At 67.8% G+C, this 20,330-nt stretch carries 23 protein-coding genes; 18 read left to right on the top strand and 5 right to left on the bottom strand.

Annotation, left to right across the window (positions count from 1 at the left end; genetic code table 11):
• Positions 1–32 precede the first annotated feature (32 nt).
• From crtD to ACSFA5_RS23690, 4 genes are read left to right on the top strand one after another with little or no spacing between them, the layout of a single operon-like run.
• Positions 33–1,586, top strand: a complete 1,554-nt coding sequence (crtD, locus tag ACSFA5_RS23705) for a 1-hydroxycarotenoid 3,4-desaturase CrtD (protein WP_435446482.1) — start codon at positions 33–35, stop codon at positions 1,584–1,586.
• On the top strand, positions 1,544–2,467 hold the full coding sequence (locus ACSFA5_RS23700) for a carotenoid 1,2-hydratase (RefSeq protein WP_435446481.1): 924 nt from the start codon (positions 1,544–1,546) through the stop codon (positions 2,465–2,467). The genes crtD and ACSFA5_RS23700 overlap by 43 nt, the downstream gene beginning before the upstream one ends.
• A gap of 9 nt (positions 2,468–2,476) precedes the next feature.
• Complete coding sequence (locus ACSFA5_RS23695; RefSeq protein ID WP_435446480.1) at positions 2,477–2,830, top strand: hypothetical protein; 354 nt, start codon at positions 2,477–2,479, stop codon at positions 2,828–2,830.
• A gap of 60 nt (positions 2,831–2,890) precedes the next feature.
• Positions 2,891–3,862 carry an NAD(P)H-binding protein gene (locus ACSFA5_RS23690; protein WP_435446479.1) on the top strand — a complete coding sequence of 324 codons (972 nt, stop codon included), beginning with the start codon at positions 2,891–2,893 and terminating at the stop codon, positions 3,860–3,862.
• A 16-nt stretch (positions 3,863–3,878) separates the two neighbouring features.
• Here ACSFA5_RS23690 and ACSFA5_RS23685 read toward each other — a convergent pair whose 3' ends face one another.
• The 3 genes from ACSFA5_RS23685 to ACSFA5_RS23675 are packed head-to-tail and all read right to left on the bottom strand — an operon-like array spanning position 3,879 to position 6,737.
• A complete protein-coding gene (locus tag ACSFA5_RS23685) occupies positions 3,879–4,040 on the bottom strand; it encodes a hypothetical protein (RefSeq protein ID WP_435446478.1) in 162 nt (53 codons plus the stop codon).
• Positions 4,041–4,051: 11 nt separating this feature from the next.
• Positions 4,052–5,179, bottom strand: coding sequence for a phytoene/squalene synthase family protein (locus ACSFA5_RS23680; RefSeq protein WP_435446477.1), 1,128 nt, complete (start codon positions 5,177–5,179; stop codon positions 4,052–4,054).
• On the bottom strand, positions 5,151–6,737 hold the full coding sequence (locus tag ACSFA5_RS23675; protein ID WP_435446476.1) for a phytoene desaturase: 1,587 nt from the start codon (positions 6,735–6,737) through the stop codon (positions 5,151–5,153). The genes ACSFA5_RS23680 and ACSFA5_RS23675 overlap by 29 nt, the downstream gene beginning before the upstream one ends.
• Before the next feature lie 37 nt (positions 6,738–6,774).
• On the opposite strand from ACSFA5_RS23675, the gene ccmA reads away from it, so the two are divergent.
• Genes ccmA through ACSFA5_RS23630 form a run of 9 tightly spaced genes read left to right on the top strand, consistent with a single transcriptional unit; the run spans position 6,775 to position 13,380 of the window.
• On the top strand, positions 6,775–7,407 hold the full coding sequence (gene ccmA / locus ACSFA5_RS23670) for a cytochrome c biogenesis heme-transporting ATPase CcmA (RefSeq protein WP_435446475.1): 633 nt from the start codon (positions 6,775–6,777) through the stop codon (positions 7,405–7,407).
• A gap of 41 nt (positions 7,408–7,448) precedes the next feature.
• Positions 7,449–8,117 carry a heme exporter protein CcmB gene (gene ccmB / locus ACSFA5_RS23665; protein ID WP_435446573.1) on the top strand — a complete coding sequence of 223 codons (669 nt, stop codon included), beginning with the start codon at positions 7,449–7,451 and terminating at the stop codon, positions 8,115–8,117.
• An 11-nt stretch (positions 8,118–8,128) separates the two neighbouring features.
• A complete protein-coding gene (ccmC, locus tag ACSFA5_RS23660; protein WP_435446474.1) occupies positions 8,129–8,908 on the top strand; it encodes a heme ABC transporter permease CcmC in 780 nt (259 codons plus the stop codon).
• A complete protein-coding gene (gene ccmD / locus ACSFA5_RS23655) occupies positions 8,905–9,078 on the top strand; it encodes a heme exporter protein CcmD (RefSeq protein WP_435446473.1) in 174 nt (57 codons plus the stop codon). Before ccmC ends, ccmD begins: the two co-directional genes overlap by 4 nt.
• A complete protein-coding gene (gene ccmE, locus ACSFA5_RS23650; protein ID WP_435446472.1) occupies positions 9,075–9,536 on the top strand; it encodes a cytochrome c maturation protein CcmE in 462 nt (153 codons plus the stop codon). The genes ccmD and ccmE overlap by 4 nt, the downstream gene beginning before the upstream one ends.
• Positions 9,533–11,584 carry a heme lyase CcmF/NrfE family subunit gene (locus tag ACSFA5_RS23645; RefSeq protein ID WP_435446471.1) on the top strand — a complete coding sequence of 684 codons (2,052 nt, stop codon included), beginning with the start codon at positions 9,533–9,535 and terminating at the stop codon, positions 11,582–11,584. Before ccmE ends, ACSFA5_RS23645 begins: the two co-directional genes overlap by 4 nt.
• On the top strand, positions 11,581–12,105 hold the full coding sequence (locus ACSFA5_RS23640; protein ID WP_435446470.1) for a DsbE family thiol:disulfide interchange protein: 525 nt from the start codon (positions 11,581–11,583) through the stop codon (positions 12,103–12,105). The genes ACSFA5_RS23645 and ACSFA5_RS23640 overlap by 4 nt, the downstream gene beginning before the upstream one ends.
• Positions 12,098–12,508 carry a cytochrome c-type biogenesis protein gene (locus ACSFA5_RS23635; RefSeq protein WP_435446469.1) on the top strand — a complete coding sequence of 137 codons (411 nt, stop codon included), beginning with the start codon at positions 12,098–12,100 and terminating at the stop codon, positions 12,506–12,508. The genes ACSFA5_RS23640 and ACSFA5_RS23635 overlap by 8 nt, the downstream gene beginning before the upstream one ends.
• Positions 12,505–13,380 (top strand): tetratricopeptide repeat protein, encoded by an 876-nt coding sequence (locus tag ACSFA5_RS23630; RefSeq protein WP_435446468.1) that lies wholly within the window; start codon positions 12,505–12,507, stop codon positions 13,378–13,380. Before ACSFA5_RS23635 ends, ACSFA5_RS23630 begins: the two co-directional genes overlap by 4 nt.
• Before the next feature lie 218 nt (positions 13,381–13,598).
• Here the strand turns inward: ACSFA5_RS23630 and ACSFA5_RS23625 are convergent, their stop codons facing one another.
• The gene (locus tag ACSFA5_RS23625) at positions 13,599–14,240 is read right to left on the bottom strand and encodes a hypothetical protein (protein ID WP_435446467.1); all 642 of its coding nucleotides are present in this window, start codon (positions 14,238–14,240) and stop codon (positions 13,599–13,601) included.
• Between the two features lie 410 nt (positions 14,241–14,650).
• Between ACSFA5_RS23625 and ACSFA5_RS23620 the strand changes: the two genes are divergently transcribed.
• The 5 genes from ACSFA5_RS23620 (at position 14,651) to ACSFA5_RS23600 (ending at position 19,463) form a co-directional block, all read left to right on the top strand.
• On the top strand, positions 14,651–15,292 hold the full coding sequence (locus ACSFA5_RS23620) for a biliverdin-producing heme oxygenase (RefSeq protein WP_435446466.1): 642 nt from the start codon (positions 14,651–14,653) through the stop codon (positions 15,290–15,292).
• Positions 15,293–16,124: 832 nt separating this feature from the next.
• Positions 16,125–17,213, top strand: a complete 1,089-nt coding sequence (locus tag ACSFA5_RS23615; protein ID WP_435446465.1) for an MBL fold metallo-hydrolase — start codon at positions 16,125–16,127, stop codon at positions 17,211–17,213.
• 979 nt (positions 17,214–18,192) lie between these two features.
• Entirely contained in the window at positions 18,193–18,447 is a 255-nt protein-coding gene (locus tag ACSFA5_RS23610) for a hypothetical protein (RefSeq protein ID WP_435446464.1), read from the top strand.
• A 28-nt stretch (positions 18,448–18,475) separates the two neighbouring features.
• Complete coding sequence (locus tag ACSFA5_RS23605) at positions 18,476–18,676, top strand: hypothetical protein (RefSeq protein ID WP_435446463.1); 201 nt, start codon at positions 18,476–18,478, stop codon at positions 18,674–18,676.
• Positions 18,677–18,959: 283 nt separating this feature from the next.
• Positions 18,960–19,463 carry a tripartite tricarboxylate transporter substrate-binding protein gene (locus tag ACSFA5_RS23600; RefSeq protein ID WP_435446462.1) on the top strand — a complete coding sequence of 168 codons (504 nt, stop codon included), beginning with the start codon at positions 18,960–18,962 and terminating at the stop codon, positions 19,461–19,463.
• Positions 19,464–19,496: 33 nt separating this feature from the next.
• Here ACSFA5_RS23600 and ACSFA5_RS23595 read toward each other — a convergent pair whose 3' ends face one another.
• A complete protein-coding gene (locus ACSFA5_RS23595) occupies positions 19,497–20,297 on the bottom strand; it encodes a GntR family transcriptional regulator (RefSeq protein WP_435446461.1) in 801 nt (266 codons plus the stop codon).
• Between the last annotated feature and the right edge of the window lie 33 nt (positions 20,298–20,330).

Below are 20,330 nucleotides of genomic sequence, written 5' to 3'. Positions count from 1 at the left end.
CACATGCACTCCCACCGTCAACCGGGCAAGCGATGAAAGGCGATCGCGTCGTGGTGATCGGTGCCGGCGTCGGCGGGCTTTGCGCGGCGCTGGACCTGGCCTCGCGCGGCATGGAGGTGCATGTGGTCGAGCGCGCGCCCACGGCGGGCGGCAAGCTGCGCGAGCTCGCGATCGACGGCGTGCGCATGGACGCCGGCCCCACCGTCTTCACGATGCGGTGGGTGTTCGACGAACTGCTCGCGCGGGCCGGCACGCGGCTGGAAGACCACCTGGGCCTGCAGCGCGCCGAGGTGCTGGCGCGCCACGCCTGGGACGACGGCTCGCGGCTGGACCTGTTCGCCGACGGTGAACGCAGCGCCGACGCCATCGGCACCTTCGCCGGCGCCGAGGCGGCCCGCGGCTACCGCGCCTTCCAGGTGCGGGCCGGGCAGATCTACGACACGCTGGAGGGTCCGTTCCTGCGCGGCACGCGGCCCACGCCGCTGTCGCTGGTGGCGCGCGCCGGGTTGCGCGGCATGCCGGCGCTGGCGCGCATCTCGCCGTTCGGGAACCTGTGGGAAGAACTCGGGCACTACTTTCGCGACCCGCGGCTGCGGCAGCTCTTTGGCCGCTATGCCACCTACTGCGGCGCTTCGCCCTGGCTCGCGCCGGCCACGCTGATGCTGGTGGCGCACGTCGAGCAGCAGGGCGTGTGGCTGGTCGAGGGCGGCATGCACCGCATCGCGCAGATGCTGGCGCGCCTGGCCGCCGAGCGCGGCGCGCGGCTGCAGTACGGCGCGGAGGTGGCCGACATCCTGGTCTCGGGCGGACGCGCCATCGGCGTACGGCTCGCGAGCGGCGAGCGGCTGGAGGCCTCGGCGGTGGTCTTCAACGGCGATGTCGCGGCGCTGGGCCGGGGCCTGCTGGGCTCGCACGGCGCGCGCGCCCAGCCGGCCAGGGCCCGGCCCGAACGCTCGCTCTCGGCGCTCACCTTCAACCTGCGGGCCGAGGCGCAGGGCTTCGCGCTGCTGCGGCACTCGGTCTTTTTCTCTCGCGACTACGCGGCCGAGTTCGACGACATCCTGCGCCGTGGGCGGCTGCCGTCGGAGCCGACGGTGTACGTCTGCGCGCAGGACCGCCCGGCCCACGAGGCGCCGGCCCCGTCCAAGGCTGGCCCCGAGCGGCTCCTGTGCATCGTCAACGCCCCGCCGTCGGGCGACACCCACACCTTCACCCCCGAGGAGATCCGCACATGCCAGCAGAAAACCTTCGAACGGCTGGCCCGCTGCGGCCTGCGGCTGGACTTCGAGGCGGCGCGGATGCGGGTCACCACGCCCCGGCAGTTCGAGCAGCTGTTTCCGGGGACGGGGGGCGCGCTGTACGGCCAGGCCTCGCACGGCTGGGCGGCGAGCTTCTCGCGCCCGGGGGCGCGCAGCCGCCTGCCGGGCCTGTACCTGGCGGGCGGCAGCACGCACCCGGGCCCTGGCGTTCCGATGGCGGCGCTGTCGGGGCGGCTGGCGGCGGCCAGCCTGCTGGCCGACCGCGCTGGGACTTCGACATCGCGGTGGCGCCCGGCGGCTACGCCTGGTGGTATGTCGACGCGCTGAGCGACGACGGGCAGCACGGCCTCACGCTCATCGGCTTCGTCGGCAGCGTGTTCTCGCCCTACTACGCCTGGGCCCGCGCCCGCCACTGCGGCGTGGCCGACCCGCTGGACCATTGCGCGATCAACGTGGCGCTCTACGGCCCCGGGGGTGGCCCGTCGCGCTGGGCCATGACCGAGCGCCGCCGCGGCAGCGTGCACCGCGAGGCCACGGTGCTGCAGGTCGGCGCGAGCCGCATGCATTGGGAGGGCGATGCGCTGGTGATCGACATCGACGAGTTCACGGCCCCGCTGCCGTCGCGGCTGCGTGGCCGGGTGCGGGTGCATCCGCACGCGCTGGCGAACCGTTCTTTCGCGCTGGATGCGGCGGGCCGCCATCGCTGGCGGCCGATCGCGCCCAGCGCTCGCGTGGAGGTGGACTTCGAACAGCCCGCCTGCCGATGGAAAGGCACCGGCTACATCGACGCGAACACCGGCGACCGGCCGCTGGAGGCCGACTTCGCGCACTGGTCCTGGTCGCGCAGCGCACGCAGCCACGGCCGCTCGGCGGTGCTGTACGACGTGGCGCGCCGCGACGGCACCACCGCGCTGCTCGCGCTCGACTTCGATGCCCATGGCGACACCACCCGCTTCGAGGCGCCGCCGCCGGCCGCGCTGGCGCGCACCGGCTGGCGGCTGGACCGCCCCACCCGCTGCGACGCGGGCACGGTGCCCGCGCTGCGGCGCACCCTGGAGGACGCGCCGTTCTATGCGCGCAGCCTGATCGAGACCACGCTGCGGGGCGAGCGCGCTGTTGCCGTGCACGAGAGCCTGTCGCTCACGCGGCTGGACACCCCGTGGTGCCGCGCGATGCTGCCTTTTCGCATGCCGCGCGCCCTGCGCTGAAGGCACGCGGTGCGGCTCTTCAAGTTCCTGCATCTGATCGGCCTCGCGGGCTTTGCGGGCGGGCTGGCGGCGCAGTTGCTGCTTGCGCGCATCGACCCGCCGTCCGCCGCCGCCGCCGAGGCGGTCTCGCGGTGGTTGACCGGGCCGGCGCTGCTGCTGCTGGTCGCCAGCGGCCTCATGGGCATTGCCGCGCGCCCGGCCTGGCTCGAAGAGCGCTGGATGCTGGCCAAGCTGCTGCTGATGCTGGTGATCGCGCCGGCGGCCTGGTTCGGCGCGGGCAGCGCGACCCTGGGCGCGGCGCTGGGCCTGGCGATTGCCGCGGCGGCCCTCGGGGTCTGGCGGCCGGGGCTTCGCGCGCACTGAGGCATGCCCATGCAGGACCCGATTTCACCTTCACCTTCAACCCGTCCGCGCCGCGTCTTCGTGCTTGGCGCGACAGGCACCATCGGCCGCGCGACCGTGCACGCGCTGCTGGCGCGCGGCCACGAGGTCGTGTGCTTCGTGCGGCCCCGGGCCGGTGTCGGCGGCCAACTGAGGGCAGAGGACAGCGCGCGCCTGCTGCCCGGCGCCATGCTCCGGCTGGGCGAGGCGACCGATGCCGACTCGCTCGCGCGCGACGGCTTTCGTGGCGAACGCTTCGACGCGCTCGTCTCCTGCCTGGCCTCGCGCAGCGGCGCGCCCGCGGACGCCTGGGCCGTGGACCATCTCGCGCATGTGCACGCGCTGCGCGCCGCGCAGGCGGCCGGCGTGTCGCATGTCGTGCTGCTGTCGGCGCTGTGCGTGCAGAAGCCGCTGCTCGCGTTCCAGCACGCCAAGCTGGCCTTCGAGAAAGAGCTGGCCGCGAGCGGCGTGGACTTCTCGATCGTGCGGCCGACCGCCTTCTTCAAGTCCCTGTCGGGGCAGGTCGAGCGGGTGCGGCGGGGCCAGCCCTTCCTGGTGTTCGGCGACGGCCGGTTGACCGCCTGCAAACCCGTGAGCAACGCCGACCTGGCGGCCTACCTGGCCGACTGCCTGGACGACCCGCAACGCCGCAACCGGGTGCTGCCCATCGGCGGACCGGGCCCGGCCATCACGCCGCGCGAACAAGGCGAGGCGCTGTTCAGCGCGCTGGGCCGGCCGCCGCGCTTTCGGCAGGTGCCGGTGGCGCTGCTCGACGCCATCGTGGGCGGGCTGGCCGCGCTCGGTCGCGCGGTGCCGTCGCTGGCGGCCAAGGCCGAACTGGCGCGCATCGGCCGCTACTACGCGACCGAATCGATGCTGGTGCTGGATGCGCGCACCGGCCGCTACGACGCGGCGGCCACGCCGTCGACCGGGCGCGAGACGCTGTTCGATTTCTATGCCGGACTTGCCGGCGGCGCGGCACTGCCGCAGCGCGGCGACCACGCGGTGTTCTGAAGCCGCAGCGCGGGGTTCAGGGCGCGGGGTCGCGCGGCCGGGGCGCGGCCTCGGGCTCCGGCTTTGGCTTCTGCTTCTTCTTGTCGCGCCGCAGCGCATACAGCTCCCAGAAGCCGAAGCCCACCACCACCCCGAGCACGCCCAGCATCTCGAGCGTGATGATCAGGCTCGAACTCATGGCGGACGTTCTCAGGCGGGCGTGGCGGGGCGCGCGGACTTGCTGCGCTCGCGCCGCTCCAGCCGGTCGAAAAGATCGATGACCCAGACCACGCTTTCCGTCGGGCTGCGCTTGCGCGCCGCCGGCGCGCGCGGCGCGGTAGCCGACACCGCATCGACCAGGAAGGCATTGGCCGCCAGCACCGGCCATGCATCGCTCGCGCGACCGGGGCGCACCGCCACCAGCGCGCGCAGCAGCAAGCCCAGCTTGCGCGAGGCGGGCACGACGGCGCGCGCGCTCACCGAATCGCAGCCGGCGCGCTGCACCTGCCGGCCGATGTCGGCGTACAGGAATCGCGCGGCATTGATGCCCGGCCTGCAGGCCAGCGGCAACTGGGCTACGCCGCTGCCCACCCGCGCGTACAGCACATCGGCAGCCGCCAGCAGGCGCCGCACCACCGACCCGAGCGCCGGCGTGAAGACAGGCCGGGCCAGCCAGGCCTCGGGATCGATGCCGGCCTCGCGCATCCATTGGCGCGGCAGGTAGAGCCGGCCCATGGCCGCGTCCTCGCCCACGTCGCGCGCGATGTTCGACAGCTGCATCGCCACGCCCAGGTCGCAGGCGCGGGCCACCGCGTCCGGCGAGCGGGCCCGCATGAGCAGGGCCATCATCGCGCCGACGGTGCCGGCCACGCGGGCCGCGTAGGCATGCAGGTCGTCCAGCGTCTCGTAGCTGCGGCCCTCGGAATCCCAGGCGAAGCCCTCGATCAGGGCCTCGGGCAAGGCGCGCGGAATGTCGAAGGCGGCCACCACGCCGGCGAGAGCGCGGTCGGCCGCCGAGGCCAGCGAAGAGCCCAGCGCCGAGGCCGGCGCGCCGGCCTCGTAGATGCGTGCGAGCCGCGCGCGCAGCATCGCCACCGCGGCGGCTTCGTCGGCGCCCTCGTCCACCGCGTCGTCGGCCATGCGGCAGAACGCATAGAGCGCGCAGGCCGCGTCGCGCACCTCGCGCGGCAGCAGCATCGAGGCCGCGAGAAAGGTGCGCGAGCCCTGCCGAAGTGCCGCGCGGCAGGCGGCGATGTCCGACGGATCGATGCGGGCGTGCGGCGCGCCCCGCGCGGTGCCCGGCGAGATGTCAGCGGGCATGACCGGCAGGGCTGGCATGGCGGGAAGCGAGCGAATCTGCATGAGGCACCACCGTGTCGAGGATGCGGGCCGATGAAAGAACGCCGGGCAGGCCGGCGCCGGGATGGGTGCCCGCCCCCACGAGGTACAGGCGGGCTATGTCTTCGCTGCGGTTGTGCGGGCGGAACCAGGCACTCTGCGCGAGCACCGGCTCCAGCCCGAAGGCCGCGCCGCGAAACGAGGAGAGCCGGTCCTGGAAGTCCTGCGGGGTCAGCATGCGCGAAGTGACGATCTGGTTCTCCAGGTCGGGCAGCAGGGTCGCCTGCAGCTTCTTCTGGATCGCGAGGCGATAGGGCTCGGCCTGGCGCTGCCAGTCGGTGCCGCCTTGCAGGTGCGGCACCGGCGAAAGCACGTAGAAGGCGTCGCACCCGGGCGGGGCCAGCGAGGGATCGGTGGCGGTCGGCCGGTGCAGGTAGAGGCTGAAGTCCTCGGCCAGGTGCTTTCGCACGAAGATGTCCGACAGCAACGCCTCGTAGCGCGGGCCGAGTGCGATGGTGTGGTGCGCCACGTCGGGGTACTGACGGCGCGTGCCGAAGTACCAGACGAAGAGGCTCATCGAATAGCGCGCTTTCTCGATGCGCCGGTCGGTCCAGCGCCGGCGGTGTTCGGGCGCGACCAGGTGCCGGTAGGTCCAGGCCGAATCGGCGTTGGAGACCACCACGTCGGCCCGCAGCGTCTGGCCGTCGGCCAGCCGCACGCCGGTGGCGGTGCCGTTCTTGACGGTGATCTCGGCCACCGTCTGGCGGCATCGCACGCTGCCGCCCTGCCCTTCGATCAGCGACACCAGCCCCTTCACCAGGCTGCCGGTGCCGCCCATCGCGAAGTGCACGCCCCAGCGCCGCTCCAGGAACGCGATGAGGCAATAGACGGAGGTGGTCGCAAAGGGGTTGCCGCCGACCAGCAGCGACTGGAAGGTGAGCACCATGCGCAGCCGCTCGTCGCGCACATGCTTGCTGGCCAGCGAATGCACCGTGCGGTAGGCCTCCAGCTTGATCAGCTGCGGCAGGGCGCGGGCCATGTCGCTCCAGTGGTCGAAGGGCACGTCGCCCAGCTGCTCGAAGCCGACCTTGTAGATCGCCTCGCTGGCCTTCAGGAAGTTTTCGTAGCCCTCGACATCGTCAGGCGCCAGGCGCGCCACTTCGGCGCGCATCGCCTCGGCATCGCCCGAATAGTCAAACGTGGTGCCGTCGTCGAAACGGATGCGGTAGAAGGGCGACACCGGGCGCAGCTCGACGTCGTCGGCAAGACGCTTGCCGCACAGCGCCCACAGCTCCTCGAACAGAAAGGGCGCGGTGATCACCGTGGGGCCGGCGTCGAAGGTGAAGCCGTCCTGCCGATACACATAGGCACGGCCGCCGGGCGCGTCCAGCTGCTCCAGCACCGTCACGCGGTAGCCGCGCGCACCCAGCCGCACGGCAGCCGCCAGTCCGCCGAAACCGCTGCCGATGACGATCGCCTCGGGCTGCGCGCGCGGCGCGGCGGCGCCGGCAGTTGCTGCACGAACCGGCGGCGCGGCCTGGACTGTGGTTGTCAACATCTTGCACATAGTATGAGTGTCAGGTTAAATTGACAACATGGTCTGCCCGACTCTGGAACTTCGCGAACTGGCTTGCGTGCGCGGCGGCCGTGCCGTGTTCAGCGGACTGAATCTTTCGGTGCGCGCCGGCCGGCTGCTGCGGGTCAAGGGGCCCAACGGCGCGGGCAAGACCAGCCTGTTGCGGCTGGTGTGCGGGCTGCTGCGGCCCGCCGAGGGCCAGGTGCTCTGGGAGGGCACAGGCATCGGCCAGCAGCGCGAGGCCTTTCACCGCCAGCTGATCTACATCGGCCATGCCGCGGCGCTCAAGGACGACCTGAGCGCGAGCGAGAACCTGCAGATGGCCGCCCGCGTGTCGGGCCACTGCGCCACCGGGCCCGAGGTGGTGTCCGCGCTCGGCGCCGTCGGCCTTCAGGGCAGGGAACGCATGCCGGCGCGCAGCCTGTCGCAAGGCCAGCGCCGGCGGGTGGCGCTCGCGCGGCTCGCGCTCGGCACGCAGGCGCCGCTGTGGGTGCTGGACGAGCCCTTCGAGGCGCTCGACGACGCAGCGTCGGCGTGGCTGCTTCACGGCATTGCCGCGCACGTGCAGCGCGGTGGCGTGGTGCTGCTCACCAGCCACGACGCGGCACTGTCGTTTCCCCACGGCATGCCGCAGATGGAGCTGGCGCTGTGAACACCCTCGCCCTGCCCTCGGCGCCCGCCGCGCAGCCCGGCCTGCTGCAAGGGGTCGGTTGCCTGGTCGAGCGCGACCTGCGCCTGGCTTGGCGGCGCCCGGCCGACCCGCTGGCCGCGCTGCTGTTTTTCGTGATCGTGGTGAGCCTGTTTCCACTGGGCATCGGCCCCGAGCCGGAGTTGCTGCGTCGCATGGCGCCGGGCATCGTCTGGGTCGCTGCCTTGCTGGCCTCGATGCTGTCGCTGGCGCGCCTGTTCGCCGACGACCTGCAGGACGGCACGCTCGAGTCGCAACTGCTCTCGGCCACGCCGCTCGCGCTGCTGGTGCTGGCCAAGGCACTGGCGCACTGGCTGTGCACGGGGCTGCCGCTGGCGCTGGTCTCACCGCTTTTGGCCCTGCAGTTCGGGCTGGCGCCGGACGCTATGGGCGTGCTGGCGGCGTCGCTGCTGCTGGGCACGCCGGTGCTCAGCCTGGTCGGTGCGATCGGCGCGGCGCTCACCGTGGGCGTGCGCGGCGCCGGCATGCTGCTGTCGTTGCTGGTGCTGCCGCTGGTGGTGCCGGTGCTGATCTTCGGTGCCAACGCGGTGGATGCCAGCAACGCCGGCATGGGCGTGGCCGGCCATTTCTCGCTGCTGGGCGCCATGCTGGTGTTGGCTCTGGCGGGCGCGCCGCCGGCGGCCGCCGCGGCGCTGCGCATCGCGCTCGAATGAAAGGACGCGCCATGTCTTTGGTCACCACCTCGGCATCGCCCTCGCGCACAGCGCCTTCGGCCAGCCTCTTCGCGCTGGCCTCGCCCGCCCGCTTCTATCCGGTGGCGGGCCGCATCGCGATGGCGTCGGCGCTGCTGGCGGCCGGTCTCGCCGTGGCCGGCCTGGTGATCGGGCTGGGCATCGCGCCCACCGACGCCCAGCAGGGCGAGGCCTACCGGATCATTTTCGTGCACGTGCCGGTCGCCTGGATGTCGATGGTGCTGTATGTCGCGATGGCTTTCTGGGCCGGCCTCGGCCTGGCTTTCAACGCGCGGCTGCCGTCCATGTTCGCGCGCGCCCTGGCGCCCACGGGCGCGCTCATGACCTTCCTGGCGCTGTGGACCGGCGCCCTGTGGGGCAAGCCGACCTGGGGCGCCTGGTGGGTGTGGGACGCGCGGCTCACCTCGGAGCTGATCCTGCTGTTCCTCTACCTGGGCTTCCTGGCGCTGCACGGCGCCATCGACGACGTGCGGCGCGCCGACCGCTCGGCCGCGGTGCTGGCGCTGGTGGGCGTGGTCAACGTGCCCATCATCTATTTCTCGGTGAAGTGGTGGAACACGCTGCACCAGGGCGCGTCGGTCAGCTTCTCGAAGGCGCCGAGCATGGCCACGCCCATGCTCACCGGCATGCTGGTGATGGTGGCGGCGGTGTGGCTCTACTGCATCGCCGTGAGCCTGCTGCGGCTTCGCACCCTGATGCTTGAACGCGAGCGCGGCACGGCCTGGGCCCGCCGCGCACTGGAGGCCGAATGAACTGGAACGGCTGGAGCGATTTCGTCGCGATGGGCGGCTACGGCCTCTACGTCTGGGGCGCCTTCGGCATGACGGCGCTGGTAGTGCTGCTCGAAGCGGTGCAGCTGCGCGCGAGGCGCCGCGGGCTGCGTGCGGCGCGGCCGGAAGACGGCGCTGGAGTCGGCTCATGAAGGCGCGCGGCCGGCGCGGCCTGGCGATCCTCGCGGGCCTGGCGGCGGTGGGCATCGCGAGCGCGCTGGTGCTCAACGCGTTCCGCAGCAACCTGGTCTTCTTCTTCAGCCCCTCGCAGGTCGTGGCGAAAGAGGCGCCGCTGGAGCATGGCTTTCGCCTGGGCGGCCTGGTGGAGGAAGGCAGCATCCGGCGCAGCGCCCAGGGCCTGACGGTGCACTTCGTGGTGACCGACACCGCGCGCACCGTGCCGGTGGTCTACACCGGCCTCCTGCCCGACCTGTTCCGCGAAGGCAAGGGCGTGGTGGCGCAGGGCCGGCTGGGCGCCGACGGCGTGTTCCGGGCCGACCAGGTGCTGGCCAAGCACGACGAGAACTACATGCCGCCCGAGGCCGCCGAGGCGCTGAAGAAAGCGCGCCAGGGCAAGCTGCAGGGCCGGCTGGAGGTGGCCGAGCCGTGATCCCCGAACTCGGCCACTTCGCGCTGGTGCTCGCGCTCGCGATGGCGCTGGTGCAGGCGTCGCTGCCGCTGGCCGGCGCGGCGCGCGGCAATGCGGCATGGATGGCGCTGGCCGGCCCGGCGGCGGTGGCGCAGTTCGTCTTCGTCGGCCTGGCCTACCTGGCGCTCACCCGGGCCTTCACGCTGAACGACTTCTCGGTGCTCTACGTGGCGCGGCATTCCAACTCGGCCTTGCCGATGGTCTACCGCATCACCGCCGTCTGGGGCGGGCACGAAGGCTCGATCCTGCTGTGGGCGCTGATCCTCTCGGGCTGGACGCTGGCCGTGGCGCTGTTCGCGCGCGGCGTGGACTGCGCCATGCGCGCCCGCGTGCTGGGCGTGATGGGCTTCGTGAGCTGCGGCTTCCTGCTGTTCACGCTGTTCACCTCCAACCCCTTCGAGCGCCTGCTGCCCGCGGCGGCCGAGGGCGAAGACCTCACGCCGCTGCTGCAGGACCCGGGCATGGTGATCCATCCGCCCATGCTCTACATGGGCTACGTCGGCTTCGTGGTCGCCTTCGCGTTCGCGGTGGCCGCCTTGCTGTCGGGCCGGCTCGACGCGGCCTGGGCGCGCGCCTCGCGGCCCTGGACCACCGCGGCCTGGTGCTTTCTCTCTTGCGGCATCGCGCTGGGCAGCTTCTGGGCCTATTACGAGCTGGGCTGGGGCGGCTGGTGGTTCTGGGACCCGGTGGAAAACGCGTCGCTGATGCCGTGGATGGCCGGCACCGCGCTCATCCATTCGCTGGCCGTCACCGAAAAGCGCGGCGCCTTCCGCGCCTGGACCGCGCTGCTGGCCATCGTCGCCTTCTCGCTATCGCTGCTGGGCACCTTCCTGGTTCGCTCGGGCGTGCTCAGCTCGGTGCACGCCTTCGCGTCCGACCCGACGCGCGGCGTGTTCATCCTGGTCTTTCTGGCGCTGGTGGTCTGCGGGTCGCTCGCGATCTTTGCCTGGCGCGCGCCGAAGCTGGAGTCGGCAGCGCGCTTCGAGCTGGTCTCGCGCGAGTCGATGCTGCTGGCCAACAATGCCCTGCTGCTGGTGGCCTGCGCGGCGGTGGCGCTGGGCACGCTGTACCCGCTGGCCGTCGATGCGCTGGGCCTGGGCAAGCTGTCGGTCGGCCCGCCCTACTTCGAATCGGTGTTCGTGCCGCTGATGGCGCCGGCCCTGTTCCTCATGGGCATCGGCCCGATGGCGCAATGGCGCCAGGCGCGGGTGGGCGACCTGGCGCGGCGGCTGCGCTGGGCCATGGGCGTGAGCGCGGCCAGCGCCATCGTCGCGCCGCTGGCGCTGGGCCGCTGGACACCGATGATCGGATTCGGCCTGATGCTGGCCGCGTGGATCGCCAGCACCTGCGCGCTCAACCTGGCGGGCAAGCTGCGCGGCCATGCGCCCGGCATGTGGGGGGCCAGGCTCGCGGCGCAGAGCGGCAGCTACTACGGCATGCTCTGCGCCCATTTCGGGGTGGCGGTGTTCGTGGTGGGCGTGACCATCGTGGGCGGCTACTCGGTGGAGCGCGACGTGCGCATGGGGCCGGGCGACACCGCAACGCTGGGCGCCTACGCCTTCCGCTTCCAGGGGGTGAACGAGCAGCGCGGCCCCAACTACATCGCCGCGCGCGCCACCATCGCGGTCACGCGCGACGGCGAGCCGCTGGCCATGATGGCGCCCGAGCGGCGGCTGTACATCGCGACCCGCACGCCGATGACCGAAACCGCGATCCACCGCCACTTCACGCGCGACCTGTACGTGTCGCTCGGCGAGCCGATCGGGCCGATGCAGTGGAGCGTGCGCATCCACTACAAGCCCTTCGTCGGCTGGATCTGGGGCGGCTGCCTGCTGATGGCGATCGGCGGGACGATGGCGATACCCGCGCGGCGGCGGCGGCGCGCGCAGGCCGGCGAGGCTGCGGCGCACGCCGACGCGCCACCGCAGCCGCAACCCTTGCCCAGCCTGACGGCCTTGCCCGCCATGAAGGGCGTGGCGGCCTTCATGAACGAAACGAGGCATCCATGAGGCGCGCCGCCATCCCCCTGCTGGCTGCCGGCGTGCTGGTCGCCTTCATGGCCGCCGGCCTCACGCTCAAGCCGCGCGAGGTGCCCTCGCCGCTCATCGGCAAGCCGGCCCCGGGTTTCACGCTGCCGGTGCTGGAGCAGCCCGGCCGCACCCTGTCCGTGCAGGACATGCGCGGCAAGGTCTGGCTGCTGAACGTGTGGGCCTCGTGGTGCGTGGCCTGCCGGCTGGAGCATCCGCTGGTGCTCGATGCGTCCCGCACCGGCGAAGTGCCGATCTACGGCCTGAACTACAAGGACGCCCCGGCCGATGCGCTGCGCTGGCTCGATCGCTTCGGCAACCCCTATGTGGCGTCGCTGTCGGACCGTGAGGGGCTGGTGGGCATCGACTTCGGCGTGTACGGCGTGCCCGAGACCTTCGTGATCGACAAGCAGGGCGTGATCCGCCACAAGGTGATAGGCCCGCTCACCCCAGAAACCCTGCGCGACACGGTGATGCCGCTGGTGAGGAAGCTCGATGGCTAGCCGCACCCTGCTCCTGGGCTGCGCGTGGGCGCTGGCCGCCTCAGCCGCGCTGGCCGGCGAGGCGCAGCCGCTGGCTGCCGACCCGCAACTCGAAGTTCGCGTGCAGGCGATTGCAGGCGAGCTGCGCTGCCTGGTGTGCCAGAACGAGACGCTCGCCGCATCGCAGTCCGCATTGGCGATCGACCTGCGCGCGCAGATCGGCCAGCAGCTCGCGCAAGGGCGCAGCGCCGACGAAGTCAAGAGCTACATGGTCGCGCGCTACGGCGACTTCGTGCTGTACCGGCCGGCCTTCAACGCCACCACCGCGCTGCTGTGGATCGGGCCCTTCGTGCTGCTGGCCGGCGCCTTGCTTGCGCTGGTGCGCATCGTTCGCCGCCATGGGCGCGGCGCCCCCGCGTCATGACCGCCTTCTGGATCGCCGCCGCCGGGCTCGTCGCCCTCGCTTGGCTGATGCTGTCGGGGCCGGTGCGGCAGGCCGTTGCAGGACCGGCCGTCGCGCTGTCGAGGCGCACGCGCGTGGGGCTCGCAGCCGCGGTCGCGGTCTTCGCGTTCGGTGTGTACGGCTTCCTCGGCGACATCGATGCGGTGCAGGTGGCGCCGTCGCCAGAAGCTGCGTCCGTTGCCGCCGGTTCTTCGGACCGGTCGCCCGCCACCGCTACGGCCACAGAACCCTCGGCCGAATCGGTGCAGGAGATGCTCGACGGCATGGTCGTGCGCATGCAGGGCCAGGCGCCCGGCACCATCGATGTGGCGGGCTGGACGCTGGTGGCGCGCTCGTACGCATCGATACAGCGCTACGACAGCGCCAACCGCGCCTATGACCTGGCGCTGGCGCTCGCGCCGGACGACGCGGTGTTGCGGGCGGAGCAGGCCCAGGTGCAGAAGTCATTGCAGGCCAGCCAGGCGTCCCGCGCCGGAGCGCCGCTGTTCGCGGACGCGGTGACCGGCACCATCGGCCTTTCGCCCGAGCTGGCCGCGTCGGTGCGGCCCACGGACACGGTCTTCGTCTTCGCCCGCGAGGTGGGCGGCGTGGGCATGCCGCTTGCCGCCGCGCGCTACAGCGCCGCGCAGTTTCCCCTGCGCTTCAAGCTGGACGGCACCTCGCCGATGAACGGCGGGAAGAAGCTCTCGGAAGTGCCGCGGCTGGTGATCACCGCACGCGTGTCGCGCACCGGCGAGGCCATGCCCCAGACGGGCGACCTGCGCGGCGAGTCGGTGCCGGTGGAGGCCGCGCGCGACAACGTTCAGGTGCAGATCTCGTCGACGCAGCCTTAGCAGGCGTTGGCGAGCGCTCAGCGCTTGGGCGTGCGCATCCAGTCGAAGATCAGCCAGATGAAGGGTGCGCCGATGATCCAGATGGGCAGAAGTGCTTTCATCGCTTGCTCCTTGTCGAGAAAAGGGACTGTGGAGTGTCTGCTTGTACAGGGTGCCGGGCGTACGCACTGCTGCGAAAATCCTGTAGGCGGGTGGCGCGGTCTGCGCCCCGTCCGCAGTCAATGGCGCTGGAACAACTGCTGCGTACAGGCCGAGAAGCCGTCGACGGTGGCATGGCTTCGCGTGCGCACCATGCCGTCACCCAAGATGCGCGAACCGCTGACCATGAGGTCGATCACCGCGAAGAGGGGTTCCGCGCCGGCGCGCCGGTTGAAACGAAGGGTCAGCCGGTACCTTCCGACGATGTCGCCGTAGGCGGCGGCCATGTCGTCGTCGAAGTCGCCCAGGTAGAGCGCAAAGCCCGGCGACGACTCTTTTCGGATCGGCGGAGAAGGCGCCCGTCCATCGGGTGCCAGCACCAGCGCCTCGGTGGGCGCCGAAGGCACCTCCTGGCCCCTCACCTCATCGACGAGGCCCAGCTTCAATGCATAGAACACCATGCCGTCGGTGGCTCTGCGCAAGACAAAGGTGCCGCCGATCTTGACCAGCGCATCGTCGCTGCCGGGGACATCGCGCACCAGCGCCAGGAAGCTCAACTCACACGACGCCAGCGCGCCGCCCGAAAGCGTCTTCGACGATCCGGCAAAGAGCGTGCCTTCAAGCGCTTCTTCGGGTGCAGGCGGTCGCACCGCGGCCAGGCAAGACCCGGACAAAGCGCCGGTTGCAATCACTACCAAACATGTCTGCAGAAGCTTGAACACGGTTGACTCGCGGATGGGTGTGCCGTTGAATCAGGTCATGTTTTGTGCACGATGTCAATCTTGTTGCCGCAGGCCACGACGCCTTCTTCCTCACGCACCGCGGCGCGAAGAAAGGGCTGGCTCAAGGCGCAGCGCGAAGGCAAGCTCAGCGGGGCTGACAGTAAGCCCGTGAGCGCCGAGCAGATGGAGATCAGCCAGCTGCGGACCGTCCAGGTCGATGGTCGAAAAATCGACCTCGACGCGCGTCACTTCACGGCTAACGGCGCCAGTAGAGGCGAAGGGGGAAGCATGTGCGAGATGAGCAGAACCAGCGGAATGGACGGGACACGCATGGGCCGCATGGGTACTCGCATGTGCCTGGTTTTGATACCTTTTTATCCACTTGCTTCGCGTACGGCGTACCCTGTCGCATGCATTTCCCTGATCCAGACACCTCACTGACGAACATTGGGCCCCCGCTCAATGTGCTCCAGGAATTGCGTGCAGCGACGGGCTCGCTGCACGCCAAGCTGGACGCCGGGCTCGCTATCGGGAGGCACCAAGCGGTGCTCGCGGATTATGTTTCGCACCTTCAGACACTCCGGCCTTGGCTGATGAAGAGCCAGGCCATGCTTCACGCGACGAATACAGGCAGCCTCCGGGCATCAGCTGATCGGATCGGCGAGCGTTTGAGAAAGCTCGATGCTGATCTGGAGGATGCAGGGGAGGCATCGCGACTTGACACACTCCCCGAGCCAGGGACGCAAAAGAATTTCACGGCCCCAGTCTCTTCGGCGTACGGCTGGGGGCGAGCCTACGTGGTGGAAGGATCGGCCCTCGGCGGGCGCGTGTTGTTCAAACGTCTGCAGGCAAGGCTGGCGCCACACCCGCTGCGCTACCTGGCTGGGGATGCTGTAACGAGCCCGGGCGCAGCCTGGAGCGACTTCACGGCACAACTGGCGTCGCAGCTCGTAACGCAGGCGCAGATGGTGCAAGCGCAGCAAGGCGCTATCGCCGCCTTTTCCGAGCTGCTGAACTCATTCGTCCAAGACGCCCGCCACGCCGTCGATTGATCTGACGTGTTTACGGATTTGATGAATGCGAACACAAGCGAGTCAGGGTGCGGGACCACAAGTGATGCCCGGCGCTCAACCTGCAACCCCGAGATGTGTGCGAATGCTTCATGTAGCTTTTTCCTTCACAAGAAACGGGAGATCGAACCAGCGCGAAAATTCGACTTGTCCACGCCACAAGTCGAAAAAATAGTCGATTTCTAAAAGTTAGTCTGTGTGGTAGCCCACACATTGAAGATGTCGGCACAGCCCACGGCTCAACTTCTTCATCGGACTTCTCGCAAACGCAAATAATCATCAATTTTTCAGGTTCTCTGATCGATCGGTTGAGCGCGATTGATTCACGTGAACGATCGATGGACAAAGCTGAGAACCTGGCGAATCAAAGATCCCACGCGAGCCGAAGCCACATCGATTTTTCCACCCGCGTCAATCCTACGTTCTCGCAAAAGGCACTGCCTGCCCGCTGTGCAAATCCAAACGAGCGTGCCGACTCTAGAGACCGCGGAGTTAGTGGGCGGAAAGGCGATGTCTACTGCGAGATGCCGCGCAAAGTGAGTGAATGGATCATCGAGCTTTCCGCGAAGCACATCTGAGATTCGGCGATCTGGGAACCATGCCGCTGCCAAATTTCGAGAGCACGCTGGCTGAGATTACGTACGCGAAGGACGTTCTCAAAGTAGATGGATTTCATCGTTGAGAGCCGGAACTCGCTGCCAAGCTTCTGTCGCTGCTAGAAACTCGTAACGATTTTTCCATATGTTGGGTCGCGCACTGACGCGCATCAATATGTACCTTACTCTGAGACTATTGCCAAAAACCAAGGTATCCCATGAGATCTACCGAAGAGTTTGATGTGCTCAAGAAAAATATGCTCAAAAATTGTTTTTCATTGACTTCGTTCACGTGCCAGTTTGTAGCCCGACAAGTCACGGTTCGCTCTGCATACCGAAGCGCATTTTTTCTCTCCACGATTGCGACAGTCGCCGCCGTCGGACTCACGATGCATCCGCTTGCTAGTGCAGGTCCCGCGCAAACCCATGAACAAGCTCCCGCCTTCTACCGCGTGATGGTTGGTGACTTCGAGATTACAGCGATCTCGGATGGCACGATCGAAGTGCCGCTCGACAAGTTGCTGCAGGGTGAAAGCGTCGCGAAGATTGATGCGATGATGAAGAGCGGTTTCGAAGCCCTTCCCGCTGAAACTTCTATCAATGCCTTCGTCATCAATACGGGTTCAAAGTTGATGATCGTTGACACTGGTGCAGGCGACCTCTTCAAACCCGGAGGGGGTGGCCGATTGTTCGAAAACCTCAAAGCCGCCGGCTACAACGCGGACCAGTTCGATGCAGTACTGCTCACACACGTTCACGCGGATCATTCCGGCGGTCTTGTGGTCGGCGGGAAAATGATGTTCCCGAACGCGGATGTCTACGTGCAGAAGGCAGACAGGGAATACTGGTTCGACCGTGCAAAAGAAGCCAAAGCACCTGAAGACCAGAAACATTCATTCGAGCAAGGGCGCGGGTCGCTTACGCCGTATCTAGACGCAGGCAAAGTCAAGATCGTCGATGGCGCGTCGCAGCTCTTCCCTGGAATCACGACCGAGCCAGCGCCTGGCCACACGCCGGGGCACAACTTTATTTCCGTTGAGAGCAAGGGTGCGAAGATTCTGTTTTGGGGAGACACGATTCACGCCGAACCAGTGCAGTTTCAAAAGCCGAGTGTCACGATTAAGTTCGACGCCGACCAGAAGGCCGCCGCGTTGCAGCGCGAGAAGATTCTTTCAGATGCCGCCAAGAAAGGCTATTTGATCGGCGCGGCGCACATTGCATTTCCAGGGATGGGACATGTGCGTGCACAAGGCGGCGCCTATCAATGGGTGCCTGTCAACTACAGCCTGAAGCTGCATACGGACTAATCGGGCGACTGGCGTAGCGCTGTAGCGAGGCAGCATAGCGCCTTTTTGGGGCTTCTGAATCGGTTGCTCATACCGAAAAAAGTGACCTTGCTCAGCACCGAATTCAAAGCTGCATTCGATCAGCCATGCGTCATAGATAGACACCCGTCATACCGCCGCTGCACCCGAGGTGCTTCAGAAAAATGAAGCATGACCAATGCAACGACGACGCTCGGCCTGTACTCGGCGGCCGCTGAGGAAATGTCGAGCATACTGGATTCGGTCAATTCGACCCGAACCGCTGACTCGAATTTCTTCAACCAACGAATCAAGGGGCCGTCTAATCAAGTCGCATATGGCCTGAAAACGACTTTGCGCTTTTTTCCCGTTGCGCTCTCAGGTTCTTCTACGATTCATCCTAAATTTTTGAGAGCCTCTGTGGCTCAATCTCGCTGGCAGCAGGCGTTGCTATCTCATCATCGCAATCAGCCTAAATGCTCGACTCCAATGTGCCATTGCACGCCGCGATTCGCCCCACTCTTCGCCCCGCCAGGGCTTCGAGTTCTCTGGGGTCAGCCCATCATTCCGGCAGGGTCTCGACGCCGATCCAGTGGCTCAGCGGCCGCGGACTTTGCACCGCTATGTCGAGTGCCTATCCCCGGGAAAGTGCGGCAGGAAAAATTTGATGCGTCGGCGTAGCTTTTGCGCTCCGATGCGCCGATGACTTCAGGAACAACTGCAATTTAGCGAAGCAGGTTTCCTGACTCGGAATATGCACACAAACGGGTTGACTGAGAAACCTCTCTCTCTGTTCGTTCTGCTCCCTGGACTCCACCGAACTCAAACGCGCGAGTTCGATTGGATGCCGAGCAGCCACTTCGCCGCGGACTTCCAACCGAACTACCTCATGCAACTGCGTAGGCGAAGGGTAGTCGTTCAGCAAGCTGCTGGCACGCCATGATGCCCATGGCATAGAGATCTGAAATTCGAATGTCGGAATATGCAAGTCGGGATCACGAATCTCCAGCAACAAGTTGCGCATCGCGTTCAAGGCTTTCAGTCGCTCAGCGCCATCGACGCGGCATTGGCTCTGCGCGAGCGCTGCGCACCCGCGCAGCGAAAGGATGCGGCGCTTCGAATCCAGCTTTCACCCACGGCCTTCAAGATCGTTGGTGAGCCGCGGGCCAACAAGGTAGCGCTACGCAACATCGTCGATGGCCAGTTCAGCGTTCACTTCCAATTGGCAACGGCTTAGCTCGACGGACGAGCCGACTGGCAGAGCCATGAGTGCCTGGGCGCAGCCGATCGAAAGACTGGCGGCCAACATGCAGGTCAGTGTCGATAAGGACCTTCCGGGCGCCGGATGCCGGCTCAGCGTGCATGGCGCGCCGGAGCTCGCCATCGAGGTGATGCTTCCGATCGGGAACGCCTCCACGCTATTGGGACGCCCGCGGATTCAGCAGAAGTTCATGTCGCTTGCCTAGCCCGTCTACGGCAAGGACCATGCGACACGGCTCGCACAAAGCATCCTTTCCCTTCGGCAGGAACCCTCTGCGGCATCGCTCGCTCGCAGCTTGCAACTGCCCGCGGATCGCCTTCAGGTCGCGCGCTGAACAAAAAGAAAAGGAGACAGACCGTGAGAATGAAACCGCTGATCGCGCTCGCTCTCTTCTCAGGCACTTGTACGTTGGCCTGGGCGCAGGGAGGCCTCGTCATTTACCCCATCAGACCTGTGAAGATCATTGTTCCGTTCAGCCCGGCAAGCAGTTGATCAACAAGACCGTGAGCTACGACGTGGAGAAAGACCTGGCGCCGATCGCACTGCTGAGCAGCGACGGACTGCTGCTGTTGTCGAGCCCGAGCGTTCCGGCCCAGAACCTGAAGGTGATGTTCGACGCCATGTCAACCGGCAATGAGCAGATCCGCGCCAACCGCCTTCGCGCCTACGGTGTCAGTTCGCCCATCCCCGAGGCGGTCGCACCTCAGTACCAGCCTCCGTGCAATCAAGGCATCCCCGAACTGAAGGGCTTCGACGTGGTGGGCTGGAGCGGTCTGCTGGCGCCCAAGGCCGTTCCCCCGTCGGTTGCAACCGTCCTCGCGAGCACGCTGCGCGAACTGCTTGCGGATCCGGCATTTCGGGCGGACATGCTGCGCCGGAATACCTCGCTCGCGACCGCTGACGGCGCCAAGCAGATGGCCAGCCAGATTCGCCGCGACACGGCGCAGTGGGCGTCGCTGGTGAAGACCGCGACTATCCGGCTCGATCCGTAGTTCAGGGCGCGGGGTCCGGGCAACGACCGGCCCCTACAGCCTCGGCGCGTCGTGGGTGATCTGCCCCGCTCCCAGGGTATTCAGGCTCTCCACCGCTACGTCCATCAAGATCCGGCTGCGTTCCGGCGAGACATGAATGGTGATGTGCATCACCGGGACCCGGTCTATTGCATAGAGCACGCGCGTCAGGCGCAGCATCGGCGATCCGACGTTCACGCCCAGCAATGCGGAGTGCTGCGGATCGGCCGGCACTGCGGTGATCTCTTGAACGACGCGCCCGAACTCGATGCCCTGTGCCATCAGGATCTCGTAGAGGGCCTGTTTCTTCAGCCTGGCGCGCGTGACGTTCGACGCGAAACGGTCGGGCACCCACGCATCGGTGAGCATCAGCGGCATCCCGTTCGATGAGCGCAAACGCACGGCATGGACAGCCGCATGTCCTGCGGGCAATTCCAACTGCACGGCAACGATGGCGGGAGGATCTTGCGTCTGTACATCCAGCACCGTCACCTGTGTGTTCAGTGCGGTACGGCGCAGTGCATCAACAAAGCCCAGCGTCGCCGCCGGGCGCTGGGCGGGCAGTTCGACGCGAACGAAAGTCCCTTTGCCCTGTTGTTTGTCCAGCAAACCTTCGGCATGAAGGTCGGCCACGGCGCGCCGCACGGTGATGCGCGAAACCCCGAAGAGCTCTCCCAGCCGGGCTTCGTTCGGAATCAGCGCGCCTGGCGCGTAGAGCCCTCTCATGATCTGTTCGCGCAGAACCACGTAGAGCTGGTGATGAAGCGGCAACCCGTTCTTTCTCGGCATCAACCCGGCATCGGAGGACTTTGTCATGAGCTTGCGTGGAAAAGAAACAAATTCTATCGA

The organism is Variovorax monticola (assembly GCF_051216855.1).
Taxonomy (GTDB): Bacteria; Pseudomonadota; Gammaproteobacteria; order Burkholderiales; family Burkholderiaceae_C; genus Variovorax.
The sequence above is the reverse complement of the archived record's forward strand: the minus strand, read 5'-3'. Positions and strand labels throughout refer to the sequence as shown.

Bases quoted from the DNA above. Each gene is read 5' to 3' on its own strand.
- ACSFA5_RS23615 (WP_435446465.1), top strand. From the start codon at position 16,125: ATGAGATCTACCGAAGAGTTTGATGTGCTCAAGAAAAATATGCTCAAA.
- ccmD (WP_435446473.1), top strand. From the start codon at position 8,905: ATGAACTGGAACGGCTGGAGCGATTTCGTCGCGATGGGCGGCTACGGC.
- ccmC (WP_435446474.1), top strand. From the start codon at position 8,129: ATGTCTTTGGTCACCACCTCGGCATCGCCCTCGCGCACAGCGCCTTCG.
- ACSFA5_RS23595 (WP_435446461.1), bottom strand. From the start codon at position 20,297: ATGACAAAGTCCTCCGATGCCGGGTTGATGCCGAGAAAGAACGGGTTG.
- ACSFA5_RS23675 (WP_435446476.1), bottom strand. From the start codon at position 6,737: ATGTTGACAACCACAGTCCAGGCCGCGCCGCCGGTTCGTGCAGCAACT.
- ccmA (WP_435446475.1), top strand. From the start codon at position 6,775: ATGGTCTGCCCGACTCTGGAACTTCGCGAACTGGCTTGCGTGCGCGGC.
- ACSFA5_RS23630 (WP_435446468.1), top strand. From the start codon at position 12,505: ATGACCGCCTTCTGGATCGCCGCCGCCGGGCTCGTCGCCCTCGCTTGG.
- ACSFA5_RS23680 (WP_435446477.1), bottom strand. From the start codon at position 5,179: ATGCCAGCCCTGCCGGTCATGCCCGCTGACATCTCGCCGGGCACCGCG.
- ACSFA5_RS23620 (WP_435446466.1), top strand. From the start codon at position 14,651: ATGCATTTCCCTGATCCAGACACCTCACTGACGAACATTGGGCCCCCG.
- crtD (WP_435446482.1), top strand. From the start codon at position 33: ATGAAAGGCGATCGCGTCGTGGTGATCGGTGCCGGCGTCGGCGGGCTT.
- ACSFA5_RS23635 (WP_435446469.1), top strand. From the start codon at position 12,098: ATGGCTAGCCGCACCCTGCTCCTGGGCTGCGCGTGGGCGCTGGCCGCC.
- ccmE (WP_435446472.1), top strand. From the start codon at position 9,075: ATGAAGGCGCGCGGCCGGCGCGGCCTGGCGATCCTCGCGGGCCTGGCG.
- ACSFA5_RS23605 (WP_435446463.1), top strand. From the start codon at position 18,476: ATGAGTGCCTGGGCGCAGCCGATCGAAAGACTGGCGGCCAACATGCAG.
- ACSFA5_RS23685 (WP_435446478.1), bottom strand. From the start codon at position 4,040: ATGAGTTCGAGCCTGATCATCACGCTCGAGATGCTGGGCGTGCTCGGG.
- ACSFA5_RS23610 (WP_435446464.1), top strand. From the start codon at position 18,193: ATGCAAGTCGGGATCACGAATCTCCAGCAACAAGTTGCGCATCGCGTT.
- ACSFA5_RS23640 (WP_435446470.1), top strand. From the start codon at position 11,581: ATGAGGCGCGCCGCCATCCCCCTGCTGGCTGCCGGCGTGCTGGTCGCC.